The following is a 25,586-nucleotide window of genomic DNA, read 5'->3' as shown; positions in this document are numbered from 1 at the left end:
GAGCGTCCCGGCGCGATCAAAAAGACGCGCCCAATGACCCGCGCCCCGATGCTGGTCCGGGGCTCAGCGGCGCCGACGCTCGATAGCTGGGAAGAGTTCTGAGTCAGGCCCGCATTGGAGCGAGCGCATGACCGCTAATGAATCCGCATTGCTGATGGGCGACTATTCGCCGGCCAGCGCGCCCGACCTGCCCGACCCCAACGACCCGCGGCGCGGCTGGACCGTGGGCGGCGGCAAGGCCTGGAACACCGTCCTGAATGGTCCTGGCCAGGCCGAGGCCCAGCGCATCCGCAGCCAGCGATGGAACGACACCCGCTACCTCCACTCTGGAATGAGAGGGAGCCCCTCCCACTTCTAGACAATGAGCCAAGGCCGAGATCCAGCGAACGAAGTATTCTTTCACTCTGACCGAGAACGCCTCGCCAGCGGAGTTCAGCCCGAGGCTTCCAACGATGCGCACCCTGCTTCCGGAACGGAAATAGGCGGTTAGGGCGCTAGAGTTTGCTGGGCGGTGAAGACGTTTTGCGAAATTGCTGGGGCGTGAGGCCCGTCTCCGCCTTGAAAGCCCTATTGAAGGGGCCGATCGAGCCAAACCCGCAATCGTAAGCGATCGTGAGAATGGGAAGGTGAGCGTAGGCGCAATCTGCCAATTGCCGTTTGGCCTCCTCGACGCGGAAGTAGTTGGCCATATGGTTGAAGTTGCGAAAGCCTAGGGAGCCCGTGACGCACTGGGTGACTTTGTATTCGGGCGCGCCCAGGCGACGGGCCACGTCCGCGACCTTAAGGCTCTGCCGGGTGTAGAGGGCCTCTTGCGCCATGAGTTTCCGAAGAGGCGCCGCCAAGCCGTGTGCGTCCGCCGTTTTTTCGCGTCGCCGGTCCATGCAGGGCGCCGGGAAGGGATGACGATGGCGATACCAGATGGCGAACGCCATCCCCAGCAAAGCGCACGCTGCGCATGCGGACTTGATCGCCATTTTCCATGGGGCCATCGCCCCGCCGCTCGGCGCGCCGTCCACCCAGAGGACGGCGATGGCCAGCAACGCGACATAGCCGGCCGAAAAGACCATGCGAAAGCGTCGCTCGCCCTGGCGCATATGCGCGTTCAGGCCCCTTAGGGGGTCGATGGCGGCCAGTAGGAGGAGGGCGGAACTGACCAGCTCGCCCAAGTTCTCCACCATGCGAGGCAAAGTGTCGGCGCTGCCGCCGGACAGGCGCAGAACGGCTCCGGACGCCACCAGGACCAACACTAGCACCAGGGGCCACGCCGCCCGCCGGGGCTTGTCGGATTGGAAGAGCGCGCGAACCAACAGCCACGACCACCCGCAAGTCGCGTCGCCAGCAATGGCGACGAGGTCTGAGACGAGACCGAACTGGCGCCCGATGATTTGGGTCAGGCAAAACGCCCCCACCGCCCCGGCGAAGAGCCCGCCATACAGATAGATATCGTCTGCGCCGCCGCCGAGGCGTGGCGTCGTGACCAAGCCTTCAGCGCTCATCGAACTGCTTTTCCCCCGACCGAACCCTCACAATCAGGCTCCCAAATCCCTAGCCGATTTCCAAATCGGCGAGATCGTCTTCGCGAAATCCCGCACGCCATGGCCGTCAGCAACACGCTAGGAGCAAAAGGGACGTGACGACAACAGAACTTGCAAACCCATCGGTCACGGCTTCGCCGGATGAAACCCTTCTACGGCGGGCAGGCGTGGCGTGGTTCCTGGTGGCGGCGGCGGGGCAGGGCGCCTTCATCTGGATGATCATCGCCCACTATGGCCGTAAGACCGTGACCGGCGATCTGGCCGGATGGAACGAGAAGCCGATCATCAGGGGCTACGTTTCCGGCGATCACCTGGGCAACCTCATGTTTGCGGTCCATGTGCTGCTGGCTGCGGTTGTGACGCTGGGGGGGCTTCTTCAGCTCCTTCCGACGATCCGCCGGCGGGCGTCCGCGCTGCATCGCTGGAATGGAAGGCTGTTCTTCGTCATCGCTTGCGCGATGGCCGTAGGCGGCCTCTGGCTGACCTGGGTTCGGGGCACGTATCTCTCGCCCATCTCCGCCGTGTCGGTTTCCATCAATGGCGTGCTTATCCTGGTCTTCGCCGCCATGGCGTGGCGATTGGCGGTCGCGCGGAAACTCGAGGCCCACCGTCGCTGGGCGATGCGCGCCTTCCTCGTGGTCAACGGCGTCTGGTTCCTGCGTGTGGCGATCATGGCCTGGGTGATTGTGTCCGGCGGAGGCATTGGCATGAACCGCAAGCTATCGGGCCCCGCGGATATCCTGCTTCAATTTGGTTCCTATCTGATCCCATTGGCGGTGCTTGAGGTCTATTTTCACGCCCAATGCAGCGCCAAGTCCGTGGTCAAACATCGCGCTGCGACTCTGCTGATCGCGATGACGGTCGTCACCGCGGGAGGCGTGGCCGGCGCCGTCGCCTTCATGTGGGGGCCTTACATGACGTGACCGAGATCGTACTGCCGGCTGGACTAAGCATTCGGGGAGCGGCATCATCGGCGGCGGCGAAACTGGGGGCGGCGAGTAGCCCGAGGAATGTGAGCGGGAGCGGCGACGACGTGGAAGCCACGTTCGCCTCTTCTCAGCCCTGGCCCCTGAACCTGGCGGAGACCAAATCGGCGGCGCCGCTCTCGAGCCTCCGTCAGGGCCGCTGCAGCGGCGCTTCCATACGATGAGCGGCTCGTCGGTTCCTCCGTCGTCTCGGTCTTATTTTATATATGCATGACGTTTCGGATATGATTGGCGTGAGTTTCTCCGCTAGGCTGTAGAGCGCAGCGTTGGGGGCTTCCGAAACTGCCTTGCCGTCCCGGCTGAGGCTCGGAGCACTCGGTTGTCCATGTGTTTTCGGCTTTGCCGGCTCGCCCGCCGGGGGCCGAGATCGACAGCGCTATCAAAACTGGAGGTCGCGCCTTGAAATCCTTTTTTGGCCCTGTCACCCGCCGCAGCATCTTGGCCGCGCCGGCCGGCTTGGCGATAGCGCCGTCCGCGTCGGCTTCCGCCTCTCCCGCTCCCCTGGCCGCCGATCTCTGGTATCGCAGGCCGGCCGCGACCTGGAACGAGGCCCTCCCGATCGGCAATGGACAGATCGGGGCGATGGTGTTTGGTAGGGTGGGCCAGGAGCGCCTGCAACTCAACGAGAGCACCCTTTGGGCCGGGGCGCCCTACGACCCGGTCAACCCACAGGCTCGCGCGGCCCTGCCGCGCGTGCGAACCCTTTTGGCCGAAGGGCGCTTCGACGAGGCCTATAAGTTGGCTGAAGCGCACATGATGGCCACGCCGTTGTGGCAGATGTCCTACGGATCGCTTGGCGACCTTCTCTTGACGTTCGCCGGCGCGAGCGCGCCGGGCGACTATGTTCGTCAACTCGATCTTGCGTCCGCGACGGCGAGCATACGGTACGGCGATCACCGCCGTGAGGTCTTCGCCTCGGCGTCCGACAAGGTGATTGTACTGCGGCTGGAGTCGACAGGCGATAGCCTCGATTTCACCCTCAACCATCGGGCGCCGCGCAAGGTCGACTACCCCTCGCCAGACTACGCGGGTCCGGCGACAGAAACCCGCGCTTCGTCCAAGGTCGATTGGCTTGAACGCGAGGCGGTCGGGCAGCCGGGTCCCGACGTCGCCGCCTCGGTGCTTGGACCCGCGGCGATCATCTTTACAGGCCGCAACGAGCCGGGACCCGGAGTGCCCGCAGGCTTGTCCTATGCCCTGGGCGTTCAGGCCGTTGTGGATGGCGGCGAGGTGGAGACCTCCGCGTCTGGCCTAAGAGTGCGCAACGCCCGTTCGGTCAGCCTGTTGATCGCCGCGGCCACCAGCTACGTGAACTACCGCGACGTCAGCGGCGATCCCGTCGCCGTGGTCAGGACGCGCCTGGCCTCCGCGGCCCGTAAATCCTATGCCGCGTTGCGGCGCGACCATGTGGCCAGCCACCGGGTGCTGTTCGACGGCTTTGGCCTCGACCTTGGCCATACAGGCTCTGCCGATCTGGCCACCGATGAACGCATAGCGCGGGCCGAATCTTCGGACGATCCGGCGCTGGCCGCGCTCTATGTCAGATACGCCCGCTATCTCCTTATCGCCTCGTCGCGGCCAGGCGGCCAGCCGGCCAATCTTCAGGGCATCTGGAACGAGGGCGTCAATCCGCCCTGGGGCAGCAAGTATACCATCAACATCAATACCGAGATGAACTACTGGCCCGCCGATCCGGTTGGCCTGGGCGATTGTGTCGAGCCGCTCCTGCGGATGGTCGAAGAGCTCTCGGTCACCGGCGCGCGCACCGCGGCGGTCATGTACGGCGCACGGGGTTGGGTGGCGCATCACAATACCGATCTGTGGCGCGCCAGCGCGCCGATAGACGGGCCGTTCGCGGGCCTGTGGCCGTGTGGCGGCGCCTGGTTGTGCAACACCCTGTGGACCCACTGGGACTATGGCCGTGATCCTGCCGTTCTCGAGCGGCTCTATCCTTTGCTCAAGGGCGCCAGCGAATTCTTCCTGGATACGCTGGTCGAAGATCCCGGCGGGCGAGGCCTGGTCACCTCGCCGTCGATTTCACCTGAGAACAACCACCCATTCGGCTCGGCGGTTTGCGCGGGACCGGCCATGGACCGGCAGATCGTGCGTGATCTCTTTTCGCACACGGCTACGGCCGCCGGTCTGCTGGGCCGGGACGCCGGCCTCGTCGACAGGCTTGGGGCTGTCCGCGCGCGGCTGGCGCCCGATCGCATCGGCCGTTCCGGCCAGTTGCAGGAGTGGCTCGAGGACTGGGACGACGCCGCACCCGATCAGCATCACCGTCACGTGTCGCATCTGTACGCGGTCTATCCAAGCGACCAGATCAACGTGCGCGACACGCCGGAACTGATCGCGGCGGCCAAGGTCACGCTGGCCAAGAGGGGCGATCTGACGACCGGTTGGGGCACGGCCTGGCGCGCGTGCCTTTGGGCGCGCATGGGCGAGGGCGATCATGCCCATCGCATCCTCAAAGGACTGCTCGGTCCTCGGCGCACCTATCCGAACCTGTTCGACGCCCACCCGCCGTTCCAGATCGACGGCAACTTCGGCGGGGCCGCGGCCATCCTGGAAATGCTTGTCCAGTCGTGGGGCGGAGAGCTTCGCTTGTTGCCCAGCTTGCCAGCCGCCTGGCCGAATGGGGCGATCACAGGCATGCGCGCAAGGGCGGGCCTGACCCTGGATATGGCCTGGGAAAAGGGCAGGTTGCGATCTTTGGTTTTGCGCGGTCGGCCAGGACAGGCTGTTCGACTTCGACTGAACGAGGCGATGCTCGATGTGCGCCTGCAGCGGACGGGCCTCTATCGCTGGAAAGGTATCGCGTGAGCTGGGGCTGGAACGCGGCGGAGGGTAGATTGATTTGTTCCTGCGCCCGGCCTAGGGGAGCCATGGGCCGGGCCAAAGCGTCGTCACGCTAGAGGTGGCCTTTCGGGTTAGGAACGTCTGCGGGCTAGCCGAAAATGACCGAAACGCTCCAATGCGCGGGGGAGCGGAGGTGAGGCAGGCTCATCGGGGCAAGTGCGAAGCCGTGTCGGCAACCGCCAGGCGACAAGGGAGCGCACACGGGGGCGTGGTGCTTTGGCGTTGTGCTTTTCCCAGCCGGCGGATTGCCGGCTCTGACACCCCATTAACGGCGGAGCTCGCCGCCGGACGCCTGAGGCGTCGTCATCCTGGTCGGGCATGAGCCGTCAACCGACCGAACCATCGCATAGGCCGGCACATGGCGCGCGACTGGCCCCGCGGGCGACGCGCAGCGTATGATCAAAATCCCTGTCCTTACCTCGATTGCGCCTCGAAACCCGGAGACCGCCGTCAGTTCCAGCGTGCCTGGCCCGGTTTTGACGATGCGCCCGCCGCCGGTGATCGGGATGTCGATCCGCGCATCGACTGGCGCGTCGAGCATCAGCGTCGCCTCGTTTTGGATCGGACCGCGCCCCAGCCCACCGGCATGGGCTTTGATACTGCCGCCTTGGATCGTGAGGCCGCCGGTGAAGTCGTTTGTCCCCGCCAGAACCAGCGTGCCGTCGCCAAGCTTGTTGAGGCCGCCCGGGCCGTGGATGTCGTTGCTGAACACGTCGTTGGCGGCGATCGGCCCTTCTGCCGAATTCATGCGGACGCTGACGTCGCCACGAAAGGCGCCATAACCGCCGAACGCGGCGAAGAGGTCCAGGCGAGCATAGCCCGAGCCGTCATCCAGCGGATGGCCCGACGCAATCTCGGTCGTCGCCAGAACTTCGCGCCGCTGCTCGGCGTCGAGATAGGGAAAGCGGGTGGCGAGCAGAATCTCGGCGCCGGGCGGCGCCACGGCGGGCCGATCGGTGGCGGCGACTGGCGTCATGCCGTAGGTCAACCAGGCACGATACGCAGCGCGGTCGCGCACGACCTCGGCATATGACGCGGGCGGTCCGCCTTGACAGCTGAGGTCCCCCTGCCCGCATCCCCGCGCCAACTCGGCGCGCAGAACGATAGCCGCCTCCGTCAAGCTGCGGGATTGCGCCACGCCCAATGACCTTGGCTGCTCGATCATGAGCCGCACGAGCGCTGACGTGGCGAGGATGCGTCCTGCGACGACGTCGAGCGGATAATGGACGCCGAGGACGACTCTCTCGTCGCCATACTCTGCCGCCCGCGCCAGAATCTGCTGGGCGCGCTCGGGGAAGATCATCGCGAGCAGTAGCGATTGGGCATAGGCATCCGTCGTATGTCCGCTCGGATAGGCAGGTGATCCCAATGAATAGTTCGCTCCCAGACGAGGATCGCGCCGGATCAACGGGCTCACTTGCCAGGGGCGGGGATTGTTCTCCAGCACCACCCCGTCCGGCGCGGCGGCGTAGGCCCGGCCATAGGCGTTGGTGATCGCGAAATGGCGCTTGGCCGCTTCGCTCTGGCCGCCGATCGTGCTTCCACCGATGACCCCGATCGCGTTCAGGACATCGCCCGCCTGGGTTTGCGGATCTTGCCGCGCCTCGTCCAAGATCAATGCGCCGCGAGGCCCCAGGCCCCCATAGCCTACCGGGTGAAATGCGTCATAGACGGCGCGCGACACGCGCTCGGGATCCGCCTGGCGATGAATTCGGATGGCTTGGGCGAGATTTTCCCGAAACGTAGCGGCCGGAAGCGTGTCGATGGCCGCGATATGGGTCTGCGGAGCGGGTTCCTGCGCGGCCGTGGTGGTGGTCGCCAGACATCCGGCGACCACCACGGCCCACTTGAAGGCGCGGCTCAAAGCTTGATCGGCGCGCTGAGCGGCAGCGTCCTTCCGTTGGCGCGAGTTTCGCCAGCGACCTTGGCGCCGTTGGCGGGCAGGCTGTCCGCTGCGCGCGAGGACCGCGCAAGATTGTCTCCAGACAAGACACTGGTCGGCCGCTCGTTGACGGCGTAGCTCAGATTGTCGTCTTGCGAGCCTGCGAGTCTGGTTCCTCCTGCCATCCCGGCCGCCGGGAAGGGCACGTTGGACACCGGGGCGAGGGCTGCCGTCATACACTGGAACATCATGGTCCTTCCGTTGAGTGGCGCGCGTCGTGGTGCCGAAGAGGGGCGCTTCGCCTCCAGACGGCCTAGAAGGTCGTCAATTGGACGCCGAGCCACAGGGTGCGGCCGTTGTTACGAATCTGATGGGCCGGGCCGAAGTCGGTGATCCCGTAACGATCGGTGATGTCCTGATCGAGCAGATTGCGGGCCTCGACGAGAAGCCGCATGTTGTCGTTGATCTGGTAGCTGGCCTGAAGGTCCAGCAAGGCGCCGTAGGAGATGCGTCTGTCGTCGATCGGATTGTAGCTGAGAGACGGCGCCGATGACTGTATTTGCAGGAACAGGTTCGCGGCCGCAGGCCCCTTGTTGTACGATAGCGACGTGTTGAAGAAGTGGCGCGGAGCGCCGTCGACCAGACGCGTATCGGTTGGCGCGACGCCGCCGCCGCCGTTGATCGCCGTGAACCGATAGACGAGGTAGTCGTACGAGATATTCAGGCCCAGCGTGCCAAGGCGTTCTGGCACATAGGGCAGGACAGGAGCGGACCAGACCGCTTCGAGGCCGCGCACGCGCCCATAGACCGACTTGCCGTTCACCTCGGTGACATTGCTCGTATAGGTGACGATCTCGCGCACGCCGTCGGAGCCCATGGTCTGGGTGCTGCTCGTCGCGGGTATGTGGCTCAGGTCCTTGGCGAAAGCACCCAGAGAAACATAGGCGTTGCGACCGTAGTAGTATTCCGCCGAGGCGTCGAAATTGGTCGAGCGGATCGGCATGAGATATGGGTCGCTGTAGCTCATCGATCGGGTGACCGGCACCTCATAACTCGTCATCAATCGGCGCGAGGCGCTTTTGATTACCGGCCGCTCGATCGTCTGCGTGAAGGCCGCGCGCAGCTTCAGGCTCGATGTGACATCGAACGAGCCATACGCACTGGGCAGAACATGCCAGTAGTTCTGTTCATAGTGCGCCAGTCTGTACTGACCGATCCTGTCGGGCTCATACTGGTCCAGATCGCGATGGGTGTGGGCCGCTCGCAGGCCGACCGAGGCGCGGGCCCGACCAAGTCCGTAGGATAGAATGCCGTAACCAACGCCGATCTGCTCGGCGCCGTTGAAGTTCTGACCGTAACCGTCGGCCGGGTCTGCGGCATAGAGACGGTTGGCGTCGGGCGAGGGTGCGCCGCGGGCCTTGAGCAGTGTCAGGAAGGCGGCTTTGTTCCAACTTGTGGGTGAGAACAGATCGACGCTGGAAGCGCTGCTCACCTCCGACAGCGCGATGGGGTGGGCCGCGCCAATAACCCGGGCGTATCCGCGCTGGAGGTTGCTACGGTCAAGCGTCTTGAACTGGGCGCCCAGTTTCCAGCCCAGGCCGCGGTCTCCCTGGCTGATGTTGTGGCTATAGTCGGCGCGGACGAAGTAGTTTTGGTCGCGCATGAGAGGATCGCTGACCGTCACCTTGCGGGTCAGGCGGTAGTTGGCGGGGTTGGCGGTCGTCGGGCTTGAACCCGGCGTGAACGACAGGCTGTCGTCGCCGAAGGCGTAGCCCAGCGGCGTCGCCAAGGTTGTGGACCCCAAGGCGAAGCCGCTGTTCGCCAGCGAAGCGGCGGTGATCTGATTGAACGTGACCCCGGCGCGGAACGACACCGCGTCCTTGGCGCCAAGGTCGTAGTCTGCGCCGACCTGGACGATGTGGGCGCGCAGGTTTCGGCTGCCCTGGTTGAAGCCGTAGTTGACGGCCGCAGAGCCGAATTTTCCGCTGTGCTCGGAGGGCGCGACGACCGATGGCGCGGCCACCGAGGCCGCTGCGGTGCGCAGGTCGGTAGAGAAGTTGTGGCTGAAGTAGAAGTATTCGGCAAACGTCGACAGCCGGTCGAATGGCCTGGCATCGAGCCGCGCCATCGCGGACACTCGCTGGGCTGCGCTATAGGTCTGGCCCTTGGTCAGGGCCCCATTGGGGACGCTGATCCCGTCGATCTGCCTGAAACCGGCCAGCGATACCGCGTCCGAGCGCGAGCCGAGCCTGTCCAGACTGGCGCCGACGACCAGGCCGAAACGGCCATCCTTGTCGAGCCCGCCCTGCCACCGTCCCGCCAGGCGGATCGGCTGCCGGGTGTCCATCAGGCCGTCACTGCGTGAGTTGGCGCCGACGAAGCCTCGAAGGTCGAGGACATGCTGGCCATGGTTGTCCAGGCCGCTGATCGTGGTCAGGGCGACGTGGGCGGAGTTTGAGCTTTCGTCCAGATCCGGTGTGACCGTCGAGGTGACCGTCACGTTCTTGATGAAATTTGCCGGCAGCAACTCGGTCGACGGCGCGCGCGAACCGTCGACATAGGTGGTGAGTAGCACGCCGTCGATCGACTGCGAGGCGGCGGTGTGGCCCAGGCCCCGGATCTGCACGTAGCGGTTTTCGCCGCTCTGGGTTTCGTTGCGTCGCACGCCGGGCAAGCGGGCGAGGACATCTGAGACGTTCAGATTGGGCAGGCGTTGGATTTCCAGGGCCGTGATGGTGTTAACGACCGTGTCGCTCTCTCGCTTCATCGACGCGGCGCGGGGACCGGCGGTGACGATGACGTCCTCAAGCGCGGTCGCCGCGTCGCTGTCGGTGTGACGCATGGCTTGGCTTTGGCGCAGCATCACGGTGCGTCCGTCGTCGGCGGCGACGATCAGGCCGGTGCCGACGATCAATCGATCCAGCGCGACTCGCGGCTCCATGACGCCGGTGACGGCTGGAGACCGGATCCCAGCGATGGCTTGGCTGGGGAAGAAAATCTGCACGCCCGCCTGCCGTGCGAACGTCGTTAGCGCGGCGGCGGTTGTCTGTGCCGGAATGTTGAATGGGCGTTCGGCCGCAACCGCTAGGCTCGGCGCGGCCATGGCGGTGGACGAGGCAAAGAGCGCCACGACAAGCGGCGTGGGCGTGAATAGTCCACGGATCATGATCGAGGGTCCCCCGGGGCTGGACGCCGGCGGCGCCCCCACGCTCAAAGGACGGAAAATCGCGCCGCCGCCGCCAAGTCGGCGCTCAATTTGTTTTTCGGGTCAGCAGAATATTGGCGTCGGTCGCTACGACATCGATGTCGAGGGTCGTGTGGATCGCCGTCAGGAACGTTGCCGGGTCCTTGGTGGTGAAGCGCCCGCCGACGCGAATTCCGCCCAACTGCGGGTCGACAATCAGGATCTTGCGAACGAGGTAGCGATTGTACTCTTCAATGGCCGTGGAAAGCGGCTCGTCGATGAATAGGATTTCGCCGTCGCGCCATGCCAGGGCCGTCGCCACCGCCTCCGCCGACGCCGTGCGGGTCAGCGGCTGATCGTTTCCTCCGGTATAGAGAATGCTGCGCGGCGCCGCAGTCTGCGCGATGCCGGCCGCTCGCGTCGATACGACACCGCCGCGCAAAACCATCAGGTCTAGCGCCTTGCCTTTCAGCCGCGCATTGTATTGCCCTGGCAGAAGGCGGACCTCGCCATTCCCGCCGAACAGGTGAAATTCCGGGGCACCCTCTGTCAGCACAAGGGCGATCTCGCCTTGCTCGAGCCAAACTCTCACACGGACTTTGTTGGCTTGCCAAGAGACGACGCTGTCGGTGTTCAGTAGAACCGTGCCAACGCCCGCTAGGTTTACACTCCGGGTTTGGCCAACCGACGTGCGCGAGCGCTCACGCGCATTTACCCGCTCAGTCACCATGACGCCCCCGCCGAGGGCGAGCGTTCCAAGCATCATGGCGGCGATGGCGGAGCGCCGTGACAGCGCTCTGGGGCCAACTTGAACTGGCGGCGTGTGACCGATCTTGGTGGCGGCGTCCGCGGCGGTTGTCACCCTTAAGAAAGCCAAGGCATGGCGAGGTTCTGCATCTCGCCAGCGAGCGAACTCATCCAGATCCGCCGTGCCAAGGTCCAGGCGCGCCAGCCACTCGGCTGCCTGTTGCAGCAAGTAGTCATCGCCCCGATCGCGGGATGAAAGGCGTTCTCTGGTCAATCCTCGGCTCGTCTTCGTCGATGCTCCCGTCAAGACGGTTGGGAGCGGAACTACCACCATAACTGAAACGCGGCGCGCCGATTTACCGGGCGAGTCGCATTGGCGCTTTGACGGTCGACTGAGCCGGCTGCTTGGTGTCCTCCGCCGCGTTCGGAGCTAAGGTTCGCGCCAGAAGATAGTGCGCCCGCGCCAGTCTCTTCTCCAGGGTCGAAAGGCTGACGCCCAATTGGCGGGCGATATCTCTTGGCGACTTCTCCTCGAAACGCTGCAGCACGAAGACCACCCGGCAACGTTCGGGGAGTATTTGTATCGCCGCCTTCAATCGCGCCATCTGCTCTTGACCCGACAAAATACGGAAGGCGTCTGGCGCCTCGTCGGCGATGTCGAAGCCGTCAACCAGCGCTAGCTGTTCGAAGCGCAGGATGCGAAGGCGACGAAGGTGCTCGATCGATAGGTTGCGCATCGTCCGGAGCAGATAGGCGTGCGGCTTCTCGATCGTCGCCCATCCCTCCATGGATAGCACCTTTGCGAACGCCTCCTGCACGAGATCGCGGGCGGCGTCGGGGTCGTCAACGAGGCGGCGCGCTGAAGCGAGCAGCAAGGGTTCGAGCGGCAGGACCTGCGCCATGAACCATCGATCGATCGGGCGAAGGTGCGACACGGCAGCCACCGTTCTTACGGGATTGGAGGTCGCTAGAGGCGGCTCGTGTCGATCGCGCGACGGTTTCTCGACGAATTCGTTGCGTGTGCTTGGGAAGGCAAGCGACCAAGGACCCTATGGATCGTCGTAAATCTACTCGGTTCATGCACTGGATGAGCAGCACCAAGGATGCTGACGCACCATACATCTTGAGTGCGTTCATTGGCTGGGCCACGACCGTGATCGTGTCGTTCTCACGCGGCTATGTCCGATGCTCAATCGGTGTCCTTCCGGATACGCTGGCCGAAGATCCGGCGAGCGAGGCTTGGTCACTTCGCTGTCGACTTCAGAAAACAGCAGGCCGTTCGGGTCGGCGGTTTGCGCAGGACCGCTTGACTTGCGCCTCCAGCGGACGGGCCTCCACCGCTGGAGAGGCCTCTCGGCGAAGCGCGCGGTCGGAGACGATGATTTGTCGCGCTGGCGAGCGCACATATTGAAAACGGCAGGACGCTGGAGCATCGCTCAGCGCCCCGAACAGAGTTCGGATGCCAATATCGGTCTCTGCAAGTATGGGGGCAAGCATGGCCATTTGGGCCCTCCCTTCCGGAGCCTGGACCCCGGGCGTTGAGCGGGGGCTCGCACAGGCGCGAGCAATGCCATCACGGATGCGACGATCCAAGAACCAGCGAGGTCCAAAAGGCGCTCGTGTCGGGAGTAGGCGCGGGCACGGCGTGAATGAAATATTGACAAGCGATTTTGCAATGAGCTATCTCAAATTCTGAGATATCAATTACGATAACAGATCGTGAAGGAGCGATGAGTTCCTCATCCGCTTCTGTCTGCGTGCTCCGGCCGACCGCGGTCGTCGCGCCGGGTTGACGTGGAATCTGCCGTCGCCTCCCCAATCTCGCGTGCGGCCGAGCACGCGCTGGCGCAGGGGGATTTAAACGGCGCCGCCGTCACGAGGGTCCCATCGCCGATGGGCCGAGGAGGCAGAGGCGCCACGCTCGAGTTCCCAAACGCGGGCGCTTCCCGTTGCGCTGCCCAAGGCGCCCAGCGCGCCTTGCGAGGCCGATCCCTATCAACGCAAGGCGAACCGTCGCGCGAGCACGGAATCTCAAGTTTTAAGGAGCGACGATGGTTTCTTTCACTCGCACAATGGCCGTTCTCATCGCGTCGGGCTTGTTGTCCGGCGAGGCTCTGGCGCAGAGCTACAAGCCGGACGTGCGACGTCCGCCCCTCATATTCCATGTTTCGCCCAATGGAGACGACGGCGGGACGGGCGCTGCATCTCGTCCGTTTCGAACGCTGGAACGGGCTCAGATGGCGACGCGCCAGGCCCCGCGCGACGGAGAGATCGTCGTGGAGCTGGCGGAGGGAACCTGGCGTATCGAGAAGCCGCTGACCTTCACCGCCGCCGACGGCGGACGCAATCGTATCCCGGTGACTTGGCGCGCCGCCCCCGGGGCTCATCCCGTGGTTTCGGGCGCCATCCAGGTCACCGGCTGGAAGCGCAGTCCAGACAATACCGACATCTGGGTCGCCGACGTGCCCAAAGGGCTCGACACCCGCCAGCTCTGGGTCAATGAACGTCTGGCGACGCGGGCGATCCGCAAACTTGACTATGATCAGGTCACCGTCACGCCCGACGGGCTGACTTTCAAGGATCCGGCGCTCTCCGCCCTGGCTGGGCTCCCAGGACAAAATCGCATCGAGATCGAAGCCTCGGGATGGTGGACCTACCGTTTCGCCACGGTGGATCAGATTTCGACCAGCAGCATCAAGATGCAGCAGCCGGGCTGGCGCAACAACCTTATCGGCTTTGACACCATCTCACGGTCGTTCGCCGGCAAGGAAGCCAAGCTGTTCATTTCGAACGCGCTCGCCTTCCTCGACGAGCCGGGCGAATGGTACCTGGATCCCCTGAAGGGCAAGCTCTACTACCGCCCTCGCCACGGCGAGGAAATGGCTGCAGCTCGCGTCGAGTTGCCGCGCGTGGGCGTGCTGGTCAGCATCGCGGGCTCACCCGAGCGGCCCGTCGCCGATCTTGTGTTCAAGGGTCTGACCTTCGCCTATTCGAGCTGGATGGGTCCGTCCTCGCCGATCGGCTACGCCGATCAACAGACCGGCGCCTACATGGCCGAGGAAATCCCGAACTATCCCGAAAATCCGACCGAGACCTGCTCCTTTGGCTGCCCCGCGTTCGAGGCCGTCAGAAGCCGCTGGTCGTTCATGCCGGCGGCCGTCCAGGTCGCGGCCGCGACCCGCGTGACCTTCTCGGGCAACCGCTTCCTGCATCTGGGATCAAACGCCTTGGGCATCGGCAACGACGCCGGCGCCAACATCTCCGGTGTCGGCTTGGGGGCCCAGTCGATCGACGTGACGCGCAATGTGTTCCGCGACCTTGGGGCGGCCGCGATCGCCGTAGGCGGGATCCGCGCCGAAGCGCATCACCCGCCCTCGCCCACCCATGCCAATCGCCTCGTCACGATCAGCGACAATCGTATCGAGGATTTCGGCCAGAGCTATCAAGGCTCCGCGGGCGTGCTGGCGACCTATGTCGATCGCGTGAGCATCGTTCACAACGACGTATCGGGCGGCCCCTATGACGGGATCGACGTCGGGTGGGGCTGGGGTATGTGGGACGAAGGCGGGGTCGCGCGCTACCATCGCTTCGGCACCTACGACGCCGACGACCAGAAGCCCTATGACCAGCCCACCATCCTAAGGGGCGCGGTCGTGGCCTGGAACAAGGTTCATGATGTCAAACGCGTATTCCGCGACGGGGGCGCGATCTACCACCTTTCCGCCGATCCCGGCGCCTTGATCGCCTGGAACCACGTCTATGACATCAACAAGCAGATTGGTCTCTATCTCGACGAAGGCAGCCGCTATGTGACCGTGCGAGAGAACGTCGTCGACGGCGCCGGCTCATGGCTCAACGCGAACACGGTGAACGAGCGGCCCTTCGAACGCATCACAATCGACAACCTCGCGATCGGCAACTGGCATCGGGGCGGCGAGCTTTGGGGACAATGGACGGATTTCCAGAACAACCGGGTCGAGAACGATCATGCCGTTGTCGGTGATTGGCCAGAGGAAGCCAAGAAGGTCATCCAAAAGGCCGGCGTGAGACCGGAAGGCGCTGAAGAAAGCCGATGATCGCGGTATCCTTGTGCGTTTTGGCCCGGGGTCGAACTGGCTATCCGTCGTTATGCGCAAGACGCGCAAGGAAGACGCCGGCCGCGATCGCACACCCTCCCTTGGATGGGCGAGCTTGCCTGTCGCGCACTCTTGGCGGCGCCTTGATCGCCGCATCCAAACTGGGCCGACGTTGGCGCAGATTGACTGTCGGGCTTGCTAGACCTTCCGATCCAGCCCTTCCGCGACGCCCTGCGTGTTCTGGAAGCGGAGAGCGTCCTGGAGTTCATCCCCGCGCGGGGATTGAGTTTCTGACGGTCGACCACGAGTTGGCCCGTTCGACCTATCAGTTTTTAGGCGATAGCCGCCGGTTGCGCAGGTCGCCTGGCGCGAACGGGCCTTGTTGAGCAGGCGTATCGGGCGGGCAGGGGGGGCACCCTTGCATGCAGCCTTTCAAGCAGGAAATGTCGACTGCATCGTCAGGCTAAAACCTGGGGCCGCGGGGGCAAGCAGCAGATCTTCAGTTTGGGTAGTGGCTTCATCAGGCGCGCTACGCCGCGATCAAGATCGAGCCGACCCGTCGACGTCCGCGCAACGACGTACGATCGCGCGTTCCTGTCGCAATCCGTGGTCCCGCCATCTCAGGCTTGGAGCTGCGGACGTGGCGACGACGACAAACCTTCACCGCGGCGTGCGCGATCTCACACAGGGACCGGTGGGAGCGACGCTGTTTTCATTCGCCCTGCCAACCCTCGCCTCCTCCGTGCTGCAGTCGCTTGGCGGATCGGTCAATTCGATCTGGGTCGGCCGTTTTCTGGGCGAAGAAGCCTTGGCCGCGACCATCAACGGCAACATGGTGTCGTTCCTGATGATGGCTCTGGCGTTTGGCGCCGGCATGTCGGCCACAATCCTTGTGGGACGGGCGGTCGGCGCCGGTGACCTTGGCCAAGCGCGTCGGATCATGGGCACGGGGTTTGGGGCCTTCGCGGCCATTTCCATCGCCGTGGCGGTCTTAGGGTGGATGGCGACGCCGACCATCCTGCGCGTTCTGGGGACGCCCGCGGGCGCTGAACCGCTGGCGGAAGTCTATCTGCGCTTTACCTTCATCGGCGCGCCTGGAGCCTTGCTGGCGAGCCTGCTCCTGATGGGCTTGCGAGGTTGTGGCGACTCCATCTCGCCCATGTGGTTCACGATCGCGACAGTGGCCGTCGACGTCGTCCTCAATCCGCTTCTCATCCTGGGTCTTGGTCCACTGCCCAGGCTAGGTGTGGGTGGCGCGGCCCTGGCCTTGGCCCTGGCCAACTATGTGACCCTTCTGGCGATCTGCGCCTGGATTTATTGGCGCGATCTGGCCATTCGCCTGCGGGGGCGCGAAATAGGCTGCCTTCTGCCCGACCCACGCCTGCTTTGGGATATCTTCTGCAAGGGTTTGCCGATGGGGCTGCAGATGATCGTCATGACGGTTGCCGCCATGACCATACTTCGCCTGGTAAATCGCGAGGGGGTCGCGACAGCCGCCGCTTACGGCGTGGCCCAGCAACTGTGGGGCTACCTGCAGTTGCCGGCGATGGCGGTTTCGGCTGGAGTCAGTACGCTTTCGGCCCAGGCGATCGGGGCTCGCGACTGGCCTCGGGTGAAGGAAATCGTTCGCCACGGCGTTGTGGCCAGCCTGATTCTAACGCTTGGCTGCGTTGTCACGCTTCACACCATCGGCGGACAATTGATCGGCCTCTTTGTTGGCCAGGCCAGCCCGATCATTCCGCTGGCCAAGCACATCATCTGGATGACCTCAATCGGGTTCTGCTTTTTCGCCATGAGCTCCACCCTGTTCGCCAGCCTGCGCGCGGACGGCGTGGTCGTCCGTCCGCTGCTGATCTCCTGCCTTGCTCTCTTCGGCGTCCGGCTGGGCTGCGCCTACAGCGGCTACCCGATAATTGGCGCCAACGCCCTCTGGCTGAGCCTGACGGCAGGACAGTTTGCGACTTGGCTCATGGCGGCCGGGCTATACAAGCTAGAGGCGCAGCGGCGACATATTCGCCGACGTGAGGAAGAACAGGTCGAAAAGCATTTGGCCCTTCAGGTCGAGGACGGCGTGACGGCCTGACGTCTCCGACCGTCCGCGGGCGCACCTCACGTCGCGCGGCTCTGGAGTCGCCGTTGCGCAGGCTGCGCGCCGGGTCGGCGCCGTAGCAGGTCGTGGTTGCGGCGATGGTCGTCATCCCCGGATCGCCGAATACTACCGATATCTCGCCGTCCCGGACCGTCAGGGGCCCCGTCGCGCCACGGGCGTGCTGGTCGGACCTCGTGGTCCGCCCGGCTTCGGCGTCAAGTCGTACCATTCAACGCCGCCGGCCGCTTGAGACGGGCTCGGGATCCATGGGTCGAAATGCCCGTCCTTGGTCAGGATCTGCGGTGTGACGCTTGCTGAAATGGCCTCGATCTCGGCTTGCGGCGCCACGGCGGCGACCGCGACAGACCCCTCAAGATCAAGACTGAGGGTTTGGGCAGGTTCCAGAAGGGCGAGTTGGTCGCATTGGTCTGGCCGCGCTCGATCACCAGAGAGCCTCCCTCCGAAGCATGGGCGCATTTGCACTGTGAGGCAAAAAGCCGGGCTCGCCCGAACAACCGTCGACCGCGGGGAGCCCTAGATTACGGGCCAAGTGAAAAGCGCGGCAACGACGTCCCGACGTCAATCCCGAAGACCTGCGCAAGGAAACCCACATGAGCGCCATCAGCCCGCAACGTCAGACCGAAAGCGCCCCTTCGAGCCAGAGCGAGGACTACCTTCTCCAGAGTGAGGCCGATCTGACGCGCGCAGTGTCCTACGCCATCGACAGGAGCGGCAAACTCGGGGCGGGCGAAGCGTTGGCGATGGTGCACGAAACCGGCGGCATCAACATCACCGTCACCAATGGCGCGGTCGAAAAGGCCATCCGCGACGGCGGGCAGACGCTGCGGATCACGATCTATGAGAACGGCCGCACCGGGACCGCGTCGACCGAGGCACTGAGCACTGACGCGATCGACCGGGCGGTGGAACAGGCCCTGTCCATGGCGCGCCAGCTCGAGCCGGACGAGGATGCTGGTCTGGCCGACCGCGCCGACCTGGCCTGGGACACGCCGGCCGTGCCCATGTTCGCGCCATCGAACCATAGCGCCGCGGACCTGGTGGCGGCCGCTCTGGAACTGGAGGCCGGCGCCCTTCAAACGGCGAACAAGGACCGTGTGCGCGTGACCGACGCCGGCGCCGCAAGCCAGGACCAGCGCTTCGCGATGGCCACCAGCCAGGGCTTCTGCCGGACGGGGAGCGCGTCAATCCAGCAGCGCTGGTGCCAGACCATCGCCGAGCGCGGCGGCGAGATGAAGCAAAGCAGCTGGATGTCGGTGGACCGACGGCTGGAGGGCCTTGAATCCAGCGCTTCGGTTGGACGTCGCGCCGCAGAGCGAGCCCTGGAGAGCCTCGGGGCCAGTGAACTGAGCACACGCAAGGCGCCCGTCCTGGTCGACGCTACGGTCGCCTCCAGCCTTGTCCGCGAGATGTGCGGCCAGCTCATGGGCTCGGCGCAGTTTCGCCGCATGACCTTCCTGCCCGACGCCCTGGGCCAAGCCATCTGCGCCGAGCACCTCTCGGTGGTCGAGGACCCTTTCGAGCCTTTCGGCCTGGCCAGCACGACCTTCGACAACGAGGGCGTTGCGGGTGCGCGGCGCGACATCGTTCGACAAGGCTTGGTCGCGGGTCTCTTCCTCGACACGCGCATGGCGCGCAAGCTGTCCATGGTCTCAACCGGGAACGCTGGCGGCAACCGTAACCTAACCCTCGCGAGCACACGGACTGAGCCTGGCGATCATCTGGGGGCGATGCTGCGCAAGCTCGGGACGGGCCTTTGGCTGACACGCTTCATGGGCGGCGGCGTCAATCCTGTCACTGGGGCCTATTCGCGCGCCGCGGCGGGATTCTGGGTCGAAAACGGCGTGGTGACCGGCCCGGTCCAGGGCTTCACCGTCGCTGGAAATCTGCAGGAGATGCTGAAGTCGATCAGCGCCGTGGGGGCGGACGTCCACCGCGAAGGCGCAGTGCGCACCGGTTCGATCCTCCTGCCCGACATGCAGATCGCCGGCCGGTGATCGACCGATCATGAAAGTGAACACAATGCCTTTGACCGCAACCGATCGCCTGGCTCGCGCCGAGAATTCCCTGCTCGCGGCCAACGCCCTTAGCCTCTCCAAGGTCGAGCAAGGTCTTGGCGACCTCTGGGGCCGCGGCGTGGACTATGCCGACCTCTATTTCGAAGTGACGACCCGCGACAGCTGGGTGCTCGAGCGTGGAAAAGTCGCCCGCGCGGCCTTCAACATCTCGCAAGGCGTAGGCGCCCGCTCGGTGAGCGGCGAGAATTCGGCCTTCGCCTATTCCAGTGATATCAGCGCCAAGGCCATCGACGCGGTGACGCGGGCGGCTCGCGGCATGCAACTGCACGGCCAGGACGCAGCCGTCGATGGCGGGCGCGACGTTTCGGTCCAGGCGATTTCCTCCGACGCGGCCGCCTATTCCACCCTCGAGGCGGCCGGCGGCTTCGACACGGTTCGCAAGGTGGCGCTCCTTCGCCGCCTGGACGAGCTGGCGCGGTCCGTCGACCCCAGGATCATCGAGGTCAGCGCCGGTCTTTCCGTCGAGGACACCACCATTCTCACTGCGGCGACGGACTCCACCCTGGCCGGCGACGTGCGTCCCTTGGTGCGCCTGGATCTCACCGTGCTGGCCGAGAGCAACAATCGTCGCTCGTCCGGGTCGGGCAACGCCGGCGGACGCTTCACGCTCGAAGAGTTCGACGACGAGCGTCTGCTCAAGATGGTGAGAAAGGCCACGTCGGTGGCCCTGACCAACCTCGAGGCCAAACCCGCGCCAGCTGGCGAGATGACCGTCGTCCTCGGCCCGGGCTTCCCGGGCGTGCTGCTGCACGAAGCGGTGGGCCACGGCCTCGAAGGCGACTTCCACCGCAAGCGCACCTCGGTCTTCAACGGCCTGATGGGCGAGCGCATCGCCGCCCCCGGCGTCAACGTCTATGACGACGCCACAGTGGCCCAGGCTCGCGGCTCTCTCAACGTCGACGACGAGGGCGTCGCGGGCCAGCGCACCCTGCTGATCGAGGACGGCAAGCTCGTCGGCCTGATGCAGGACAAGATCAGTGCTCGGCTCATGAACGACAGGATGACGGGCAACGGCCGTCGGCAGTCGTATGCCCACCTGCCGATGACCCGCATGACCAATACCTTCCTCGAAGCAGGCGACCACGATCCCGAAGAAATCATCGCCTCGGTGAAGAGCGGCATCTATGCGGTCGACTTCAGCGGCGGCACAGTGGACATCACCTCGGGCCAGTTCAACTTCTCGGCCGATCACGCCTACCTGATCGAGGACGGCAAGATCACAGCCCCGGTCGAGGGCGCTACCCTGATCGGCGTGGGCAACGAGACGCTCAAGAAGATTTCTATGATCGGCAACGACCTGGGCCTGGGCAACGGCGTTTGCGGCAAGGACGGTCAGATGGTGCCGGTGTGCGTGGGCCAGCCGACCATCCGCATCGATGAGGTCGTGGTCGGAGGCGCCGAGCAATGAGCATCAGGCGCCAACGCACGCCGCCGCCCGCGCGGCATAGTAAGGTCCTGATCATCGGGTCGGGGCCCGCGGGCTACACTGCGGCGATCTACGCTGCGCGCAGCGCGCTTTCGCCGTTTCTCGTCCAAGGTCCCCAGCCCGGCGGCCAGCTGACCATCACCACCGATGTCGAGAACTGGCCAGGCGACAAGAGCGTCCAGGGGCCGGAGCTCATGGCGCGCATGGGGAGGCACGCCGCCCATGTCGGCGCCGAGCTGATCAGTGACTTCATCGTCGAGGTCGATCTTTCCCAGCGGCCGTTCGTGGCGCGCGGCGAGATGGGGACCCGCTACACCGGCGACACCTTGGTGATCGCTACGGGGGCCAACGCCCGATGGCTGGGTCTGGAGAGCGAAGTCGCCTATCGCGGACAAGGCGTTTCGGCCTGCGCCACCTGTGACGGATTCTTCTTCCGCGATCGGGTGGTGGCGGTGGTCGGCGGCGGAAACACCGCCGTAGAGGAGGCGCTGCACCTGGCCCATTTCGCCAGGCACGTCTACCTGATCCATCGTCGCGACACGCTGCGGGCCGACAAGACCAATCAGGCGCGCCTTCTGGCCCACGCCAAGGTCACGCCCATCTGGAACGCGGAAGTCATAGAGGTGCTCGGCGACGGGCGGGCCGTGACCGGCGTTGCGCTCGGCGACACCAAGTCCGGGGCGCGCAGCAGCCTCGACATCGACGGCCTCTTCGTCGCCATTGGCCATGATCCGGCCACCGAGCTCTTCAAGGGGCAGCTGGCGATGGATCAGGACGGCTACATCGTCGTCACGCCCGGATCGACCCGTACCAGTGTCCCGGGCGTGTTCGCAGCCGGCGACGTGCAGGATCGTCATTTCCGCCAGGCTGTCGTCTCGGCGGGCATGGGGTGCATGGCGGCGCTGGAAGCCGAACGCTTTCTGATCGACGCGGAAACGCTGGAAGTCCTCACTGGCGAAGTCGCTGTCTAGTCCCGGAGCGCCCCGCACGTCGCGGCCCGCATAGGAATGTTCATGAGCAACACCCTTCTCGATCCCTTCACGCTGCCATGCTTCACGGCGCTGACGCCGCAAGCCATCGATGCGGCCCTCACCGAAGGCCTGACGCGGTACGAGGCTGTCGTGGCCGACCTCGTCAAGGCGCGGGCGAGCTCTTTCGACGCCCTATGGATTCCGCTCGAACGTGTCGAGGCCCAGCTCGACGCCCTGTGGTCGGCGGTCAGTCACCTCAACGCCATGCATAGCGATCCGTCGCTCCGCGAGGCTTACGCCGCCGGCGAAGCGCGCCTGGTGAACGCGACGACGAAGGTGCGCCAGAACGTCGAACTGTTCGGCCTGCTCAAGACGCTTCACGCGGGCGACGACATGGCTCGGCGTCCGCAAGCCGACCGCGCCGCCGTAAAGTCCTTGGTGCGCGAGTTCGAACTGGCCGGCGTTGGCCTTCCAGAGGAACGCCGCACCCGGTTCGCGGCCCTGACGGCCGAGGCGTCCCAGCTCTCGATCGACTTCAGCAACGCCTTGCTCGACGCCACCGACGCCTGGTCCGAACACGTCACCCAGGCTGAAGACCTGGCCGGCGTACCCGCCGCATCCCTAGCGATGTTCGCCGGCGCGGCCAAGGAGAAGGGCTTGGAGGGGTGGCTGGTCACCCTGCAGTATCCGAGCGTCTCGGCGGTGCTGACCTTCTGCGAGAACCGGGCTCTGCGCGAGCGGGTCTACAGCGCCTTCGGCACTCGCGCCTCCGACCAGGGGCCGCATGCCGGCCAGTTCGACAACAGTGGCCGGATCGCGCGGATCCTGGAGATCCGCAAGGAGCTCGCGGCGTTGCTGGGCTTCGAGAACGCCGCCAGTTGGTCGCTAGCCACCAAGATGGCGTCAGACCCGCAGGAGGTGCTCGACTTCCTGCGCGATCTTGGGCTCCGCGCCAGGCCAGCGGCCGAGCAGGATCGTCGTGAGATGGAGGCCTTTGCCGCGGAGGTCCTTGGCCTATCCGATCTTCAACCCTGGGACAACGGCTTCGTCTCCGAGCGCATGCGCGTGGCGCGCTTCGCAGTCGAGGAGCAGACGGTCCGCGCCTACTTCCCGGTCGAGCAGGTGCTAGGCGGCTGGCGCGCCCTGCTTGGCGATCTCTACGGACTTTCGCTCGTCGAGAGGACGGGCGTCGATCTGTGGTCGCCCGATGCGGCCTACTATGACGTCACCGATGACCAGGGTCGCCTGCTGGCCGGCCTTTACACCGACCTGCACGCGCGCCCCGGCAAGCGGGGCGGCGCCTGGATGGCTCCGGCTCGGCCGCGCTTGAATGACGACACCGGCTCCAGGCTACCGGTCGCCTATCTGGTCTGCAACTTCGCCGCCAAGCAGCGTGATCAGCCAACGCTGCTGTCGCACGGCGACATCATCACCCTGCTGCACGAGACCGGGCATTGCCTGCACCACCTGTTCACACAGGTGGACAGGCCCAATATCGCCGGCGTTATGGGTTTCGAGTGGGATGCGGTCGAACTGCCCAGCCAGGTGATGGAGGATTTCGCCTGGGAGCACCGGTTGCTCCAGCGCATGTCGCGTCACGTGGAAAGCGGCGAGCCGCTGCCGGACAGTCTTTTCCAGAAGATGCTCAAGGCGCGCTCCTTCCAGGCCGGGCTGGCGCTGGTCCGGCAGCTTGAATTCTCTCTCTTCGACATGCTTCTGCACCAGGGGCAGGAAGGCGATGATCCGATGGCGGTCCTGGAGCTGGCGCGTAAGGAAGTGGCGGTCAGCACCCCGCCCGCGTGGCATCGGTTCCCCCACGGGTTCTCGCATATTTTCGCCGGAGGCTATGCAGCGGGCTACTACAGCTATCTGTGGGCCGAGGTGCTGGCCGCGGATGGTTTCCAGAAGTTCGTGGAGGCGGGCCTGACGGATCGTGCGACCGCCGAGCTCTTCCGGCGTGAAGTGCTGGCCCACGGAGCGAGCCGGCCGGCGGCCGACAGTTTCCGCGCGTTCCGCGGGCGTGATCCTGATCCCGCGGCGCTTCTGACGCGCCGCGGACTGGCCGCCTGATCCCGGAAGCGGCGTCTCCTTAGAGATCCGTGCGACGCTGTCGCACGGATCTTTTTGTGGTTTGAGGGCCGCTCGCTCGTTTTCAAACCAAGCCTCGGCGTGAAGACGCCGGCGGCTGGGGAATTCAACGCCTAGCCTCTAGGCCAGTTTGGGCGCGCGCCGCGACATGCAAGATCAGCAGCTCTCCGATCCGACAGCCCGTCGTGACGCCCATACCGAACGGCCGGCCGAAAGCCGCGGACGCGTGCTTGGGCTTGATGTCCGTTTCGGCCTTTGCCTGCTGGGACGCTATGCCAAGCACGACCCCGTCGCCGCCATCGCGTTGATGGGGTTCCTCGTTGGTTCCACCTTTGTCACAACCTACGTCTTCATGCGCTCGACCATCTATATGGCCGACCTAACGAATGCCTTGGTGGCCAAGAATGGCGGCGTCGTCCTCGGGCTTGTCTGGATGATCCTCGCCCTGACCCTGGGCAATCTGGCGATAAGCGTCGTTGTAACTTGGGCGGGCCTGGCGTTGCGGATGCGGTTTCGGACATTCCTGTCGCCGCGGCTGGTCGACCGCTGGCTGAGCGATAACCGGTTCTTCCACCTCGAACGCCAGGCGCCGCTCGACTACCCAGAGCAGCGGATTCAGGAAGACATCTTCCTGTTCGCCGAGCGGTTCCTGACCGTGGGCCCGTACTTCATCGGCGCGGTCTTCTCGATCTTCCTGTATTCGGGACAGCTTTGGCGGTTGTCGCCGACGACGGACCTACCGGCCTTGGGGATCCACCATCCCATCCCGGGCCTGCTCGTCTATTTCGCCTTCGCCTTCGGGATCGGGGTGACGGTGCTCACGCACATGGTCGGCTCCAGTCTCACCCGCGTCGAAGTGGTGCGCCAGCACCTGGAGGCGCAGTTCCGGGCGGAGATGGCCGCCGTTCGCCTTAACGCCGAAGCGATCGCCTTCAATCGGGCCGGAGCGATCGAGCGCCAGCGCTTGGCGGCGACCTTCGATCTGATCCGGATCAACTGGCGCGCTTTCACCTGGTCGCAGATGAAGATCGGCTTCATCACCGGCATTCCGGAACTGGTCATGGTCGTCGCACCCACGCTCTTGCTGGCTCCTTTCGTGCTCAGCGGCGAGCGCCAGTTTGGCGACATCGCCGTGGTAGCGGTCGCCATCGGGCAGGTGCGGATGGGGGTGGGCGTCATAGCCACCTACTATGGCGAACTGGCGATCCTGCGCTCGTCGGCAGCCCGTCTTCGCCTGCTTCAGGAAAAGCTCGACCAGGAGATCCGGTCGGACCTGGACGTCATGGAGGAAGCGCGGGCGGACGTGCGCACCCAGGGCCTGCGCATCGCCTTTCCCGACGGGCATGTCATGAACGAGGTGGGGGAGCTGACCATCGCCAGGGGCGACCGCCTGCTGATCCAGGGGCGTTCGGGGGCTGGAAAGAGCACGCTTCTTCGGGCCATCGCCGGCTTGTGGCCGTTCGGAGGCGGCCAGGTGCGCCTGCCCAAGGACGCCAAGATCGCCTTCCTGCCCCAGCGGCCCTACATGCCTGACGCCACCCTGGCGGGCCTCATGGCCTATCCCGACCCGCCCGACGCCCATGCTGACGCGGCCTACATCGATCTGCTGGGACAGCTTGGCCTGGAGCGCCTGACCGATCGCCTGCA

16 protein-coding genes are annotated in these 25,586 nt (G+C 65.1%); 10 read left to right on the top strand and 6 right to left on the bottom strand.

Annotation, left to right across the window (positions count from 1 at the left end):
* Positions 1–127: 127 nt before the first annotated feature.
* Complete coding sequence (locus DDF62_RS25775) at positions 128–358, top strand: hypothetical protein (protein WP_165832356.1); 231 nt, start codon at positions 128–130, stop codon at positions 356–358.
* Between the two features lie 136 nt (positions 359–494).
* Here DDF62_RS25775 and DDF62_RS22705 read toward each other — a convergent pair whose 3' ends face one another.
* Positions 495–1,496, bottom strand: coding sequence for a helix-turn-helix domain-containing protein (locus tag DDF62_RS22705; protein WP_116491214.1), 1,002 nt, complete (start codon positions 1,494–1,496; stop codon positions 495–497).
* Positions 1,497–1,702: 206 nt separating this feature from the next.
* Here DDF62_RS22705 and DDF62_RS22700 point away from each other — a divergent pair, with 206 nt between their 5' ends.
* Together DDF62_RS22700 and DDF62_RS22695 are read left to right on the top strand one after the other, a co-directional pair.
* Complete coding sequence (locus DDF62_RS22700) at positions 1,703–2,458, top strand: DUF2306 domain-containing protein (RefSeq protein WP_244286919.1); 756 nt, start codon at positions 1,703–1,705, stop codon at positions 2,456–2,458.
* A gap of 462 nt (positions 2,459–2,920) precedes the next feature.
* Positions 2,921–5,344, top strand: a complete 2,424-nt coding sequence (locus DDF62_RS22695; RefSeq protein WP_208866919.1) for a glycoside hydrolase family 95 protein — start codon at positions 2,921–2,923, stop codon at positions 5,342–5,344.
* A 301-nt stretch (positions 5,345–5,645) separates the two neighbouring features.
* Here the strand turns inward: DDF62_RS22695 and DDF62_RS22690 are convergent, their stop codons facing one another.
* The 5 genes from DDF62_RS22690 to DDF62_RS22675 all read right to left on the bottom strand — a co-directional run bounded on the left by DDF62_RS22690 (position 5,646) and on the right by DDF62_RS22675 (position 12,095).
* A complete protein-coding gene (locus DDF62_RS22690) occupies positions 5,646–7,244 on the bottom strand; it encodes an autotransporter-associated beta strand repeat-containing protein (protein ID WP_165832355.1) in 1,599 nt (532 codons plus the stop codon).
* Positions 7,241–7,513, bottom strand: coding sequence for a hypothetical protein (locus DDF62_RS25770; protein WP_208866918.1), 273 nt, complete (start codon positions 7,511–7,513; stop codon positions 7,241–7,243). Before DDF62_RS25770 ends, DDF62_RS22690 begins: the two co-directional genes overlap by 4 nt.
* A 62-nt stretch (positions 7,514–7,575) precedes the next feature.
* Entirely contained in the window at positions 7,576–10,428 is a 2,853-nt protein-coding gene (locus DDF62_RS22685) for a TonB-dependent receptor (RefSeq protein WP_116491212.1), read from the bottom strand.
* Between the two features lie 85 nt (positions 10,429–10,513).
* Positions 10,514–11,467, bottom strand: a complete 954-nt coding sequence (locus DDF62_RS22680) for a FecR family protein (RefSeq protein ID WP_165832353.1) — start codon at positions 11,465–11,467, stop codon at positions 10,514–10,516.
* 82 nt (positions 11,468–11,549) lie between these two features.
* On the bottom strand, positions 11,550–12,095 hold the full coding sequence (locus DDF62_RS22675; RefSeq protein WP_133244977.1) for an RNA polymerase sigma factor: 546 nt from the start codon (positions 12,093–12,095) through the stop codon (positions 11,550–11,552).
* A gap of 1,149 nt (positions 12,096–13,244) precedes the next feature.
* On the opposite strand from DDF62_RS22675, the gene DDF62_RS22670 reads away from it, so the two are divergent.
* From DDF62_RS22670 to DDF62_RS22635, 7 genes are all read left to right on the top strand, one after another.
* Entirely contained in the window at positions 13,245–15,269 is a 2,025-nt protein-coding gene (locus DDF62_RS22670; protein ID WP_133244976.1) for a right-handed parallel beta-helix repeat-containing protein, read from the top strand.
* A gap of 640 nt (positions 15,270–15,909) precedes the next feature.
* Positions 15,910–17,352 carry an MATE family efflux transporter gene (locus tag DDF62_RS22660; RefSeq protein WP_165832352.1) on the top strand — a complete coding sequence of 481 codons (1,443 nt, stop codon included), beginning with the start codon at positions 15,910–15,912 and terminating at the stop codon, positions 17,350–17,352.
* A 617-nt stretch (positions 17,353–17,969) separates the two neighbouring features.
* Positions 17,970–19,373, top strand: coding sequence for a TldD/PmbA family protein (locus DDF62_RS22655; RefSeq protein ID WP_116491207.1), 1,404 nt, complete (start codon positions 17,970–17,972; stop codon positions 19,371–19,373).
* 25 nt (positions 19,374–19,398) lie between these two features.
* Positions 19,399–20,862, top strand: coding sequence for a metalloprotease TldD (gene tldD / locus DDF62_RS22650; protein WP_116491206.1), 1,464 nt, complete (start codon positions 19,399–19,401; stop codon positions 20,860–20,862).
* The gene (gene trxB, locus DDF62_RS22645) at positions 20,859–21,851 is read left to right on the top strand and encodes a thioredoxin-disulfide reductase (protein WP_116491205.1); all 993 of its coding nucleotides are present in this window, start codon (positions 20,859–20,861) and stop codon (positions 21,849–21,851) included. The genes tldD and trxB overlap by 4 nt, the downstream gene beginning before the upstream one ends.
* 42 nt (positions 21,852–21,893) lie before the next feature.
* Positions 21,894–23,921: a M3 family metallopeptidase gene (locus DDF62_RS22640; RefSeq protein ID WP_116491226.1), complete on the top strand. Its 2,028-nt coding sequence runs from the start codon at positions 21,894–21,896 to the stop codon at positions 23,919–23,921.
* Positions 23,922–24,087: 166 nt separating this feature from the next.
* A partial coding sequence (locus DDF62_RS22635; RefSeq protein ID WP_133244975.1) for an ABC transporter ATP-binding protein/permease occupies positions 24,088–25,586 on the top strand: 1,499 nt, incomplete at its 3' end.

Source organism: Caulobacter radicis (genome assembly GCF_003094615.1).
GTDB classification, from domain to species: Bacteria; Pseudomonadota; Alphaproteobacteria; order Caulobacterales; family Caulobacteraceae; genus Caulobacter; species Caulobacter radicis.
The sequence above is the reverse complement of the archived record's forward strand: the minus strand, read 5'-3'. Positions and strand labels throughout refer to the sequence as shown.

Coding starts and splice junctions, on each gene's coding strand:
- DDF62_RS25775 (WP_165832356.1), top strand. CDS start 128: ATGACCGCTAATGAATCCGCATTGCTGATGGGCGACTATTCGCCGGCC.
- DDF62_RS22705 (WP_116491214.1), bottom strand. CDS start 1,496: ATGAGCGCTGAAGGCTTGGTCACGACGCCACGCCTCGGCGGCGGCGCA.
- DDF62_RS25770 (WP_208866918.1), bottom strand. CDS start 7,513: ATGATGTTCCAGTGTATGACGGCAGCCCTCGCCCCGGTGTCCAACGTG.
- DDF62_RS22685 (WP_116491212.1), bottom strand. CDS start 10,428: ATGATCCGTGGACTATTCACGCCCACGCCGCTTGTCGTGGCGCTCTTT.
- DDF62_RS22675 (WP_133244977.1), bottom strand. CDS start 12,095: ATGGCGCAGGTCCTGCCGCTCGAACCCTTGCTGCTCGCTTCAGCGCGC.
- DDF62_RS22670 (WP_133244976.1), top strand. CDS start 13,245: ATGGTTTCTTTCACTCGCACAATGGCCGTTCTCATCGCGTCGGGCTTG.
- DDF62_RS22655 (WP_116491207.1), top strand. CDS start 17,970: ATGAGCGCCATCAGCCCGCAACGTCAGACCGAAAGCGCCCCTTCGAGC.
- tldD (WP_116491206.1), top strand. CDS start 19,399: ATGCCTTTGACCGCAACCGATCGCCTGGCTCGCGCCGAGAATTCCCTG.
- trxB (WP_116491205.1), top strand. CDS start 20,859: ATGAGCATCAGGCGCCAACGCACGCCGCCGCCCGCGCGGCATAGTAAG.
- DDF62_RS22640 (WP_116491226.1), top strand. CDS start 21,894: ATGAGCAACACCCTTCTCGATCCCTTCACGCTGCCATGCTTCACGGCG.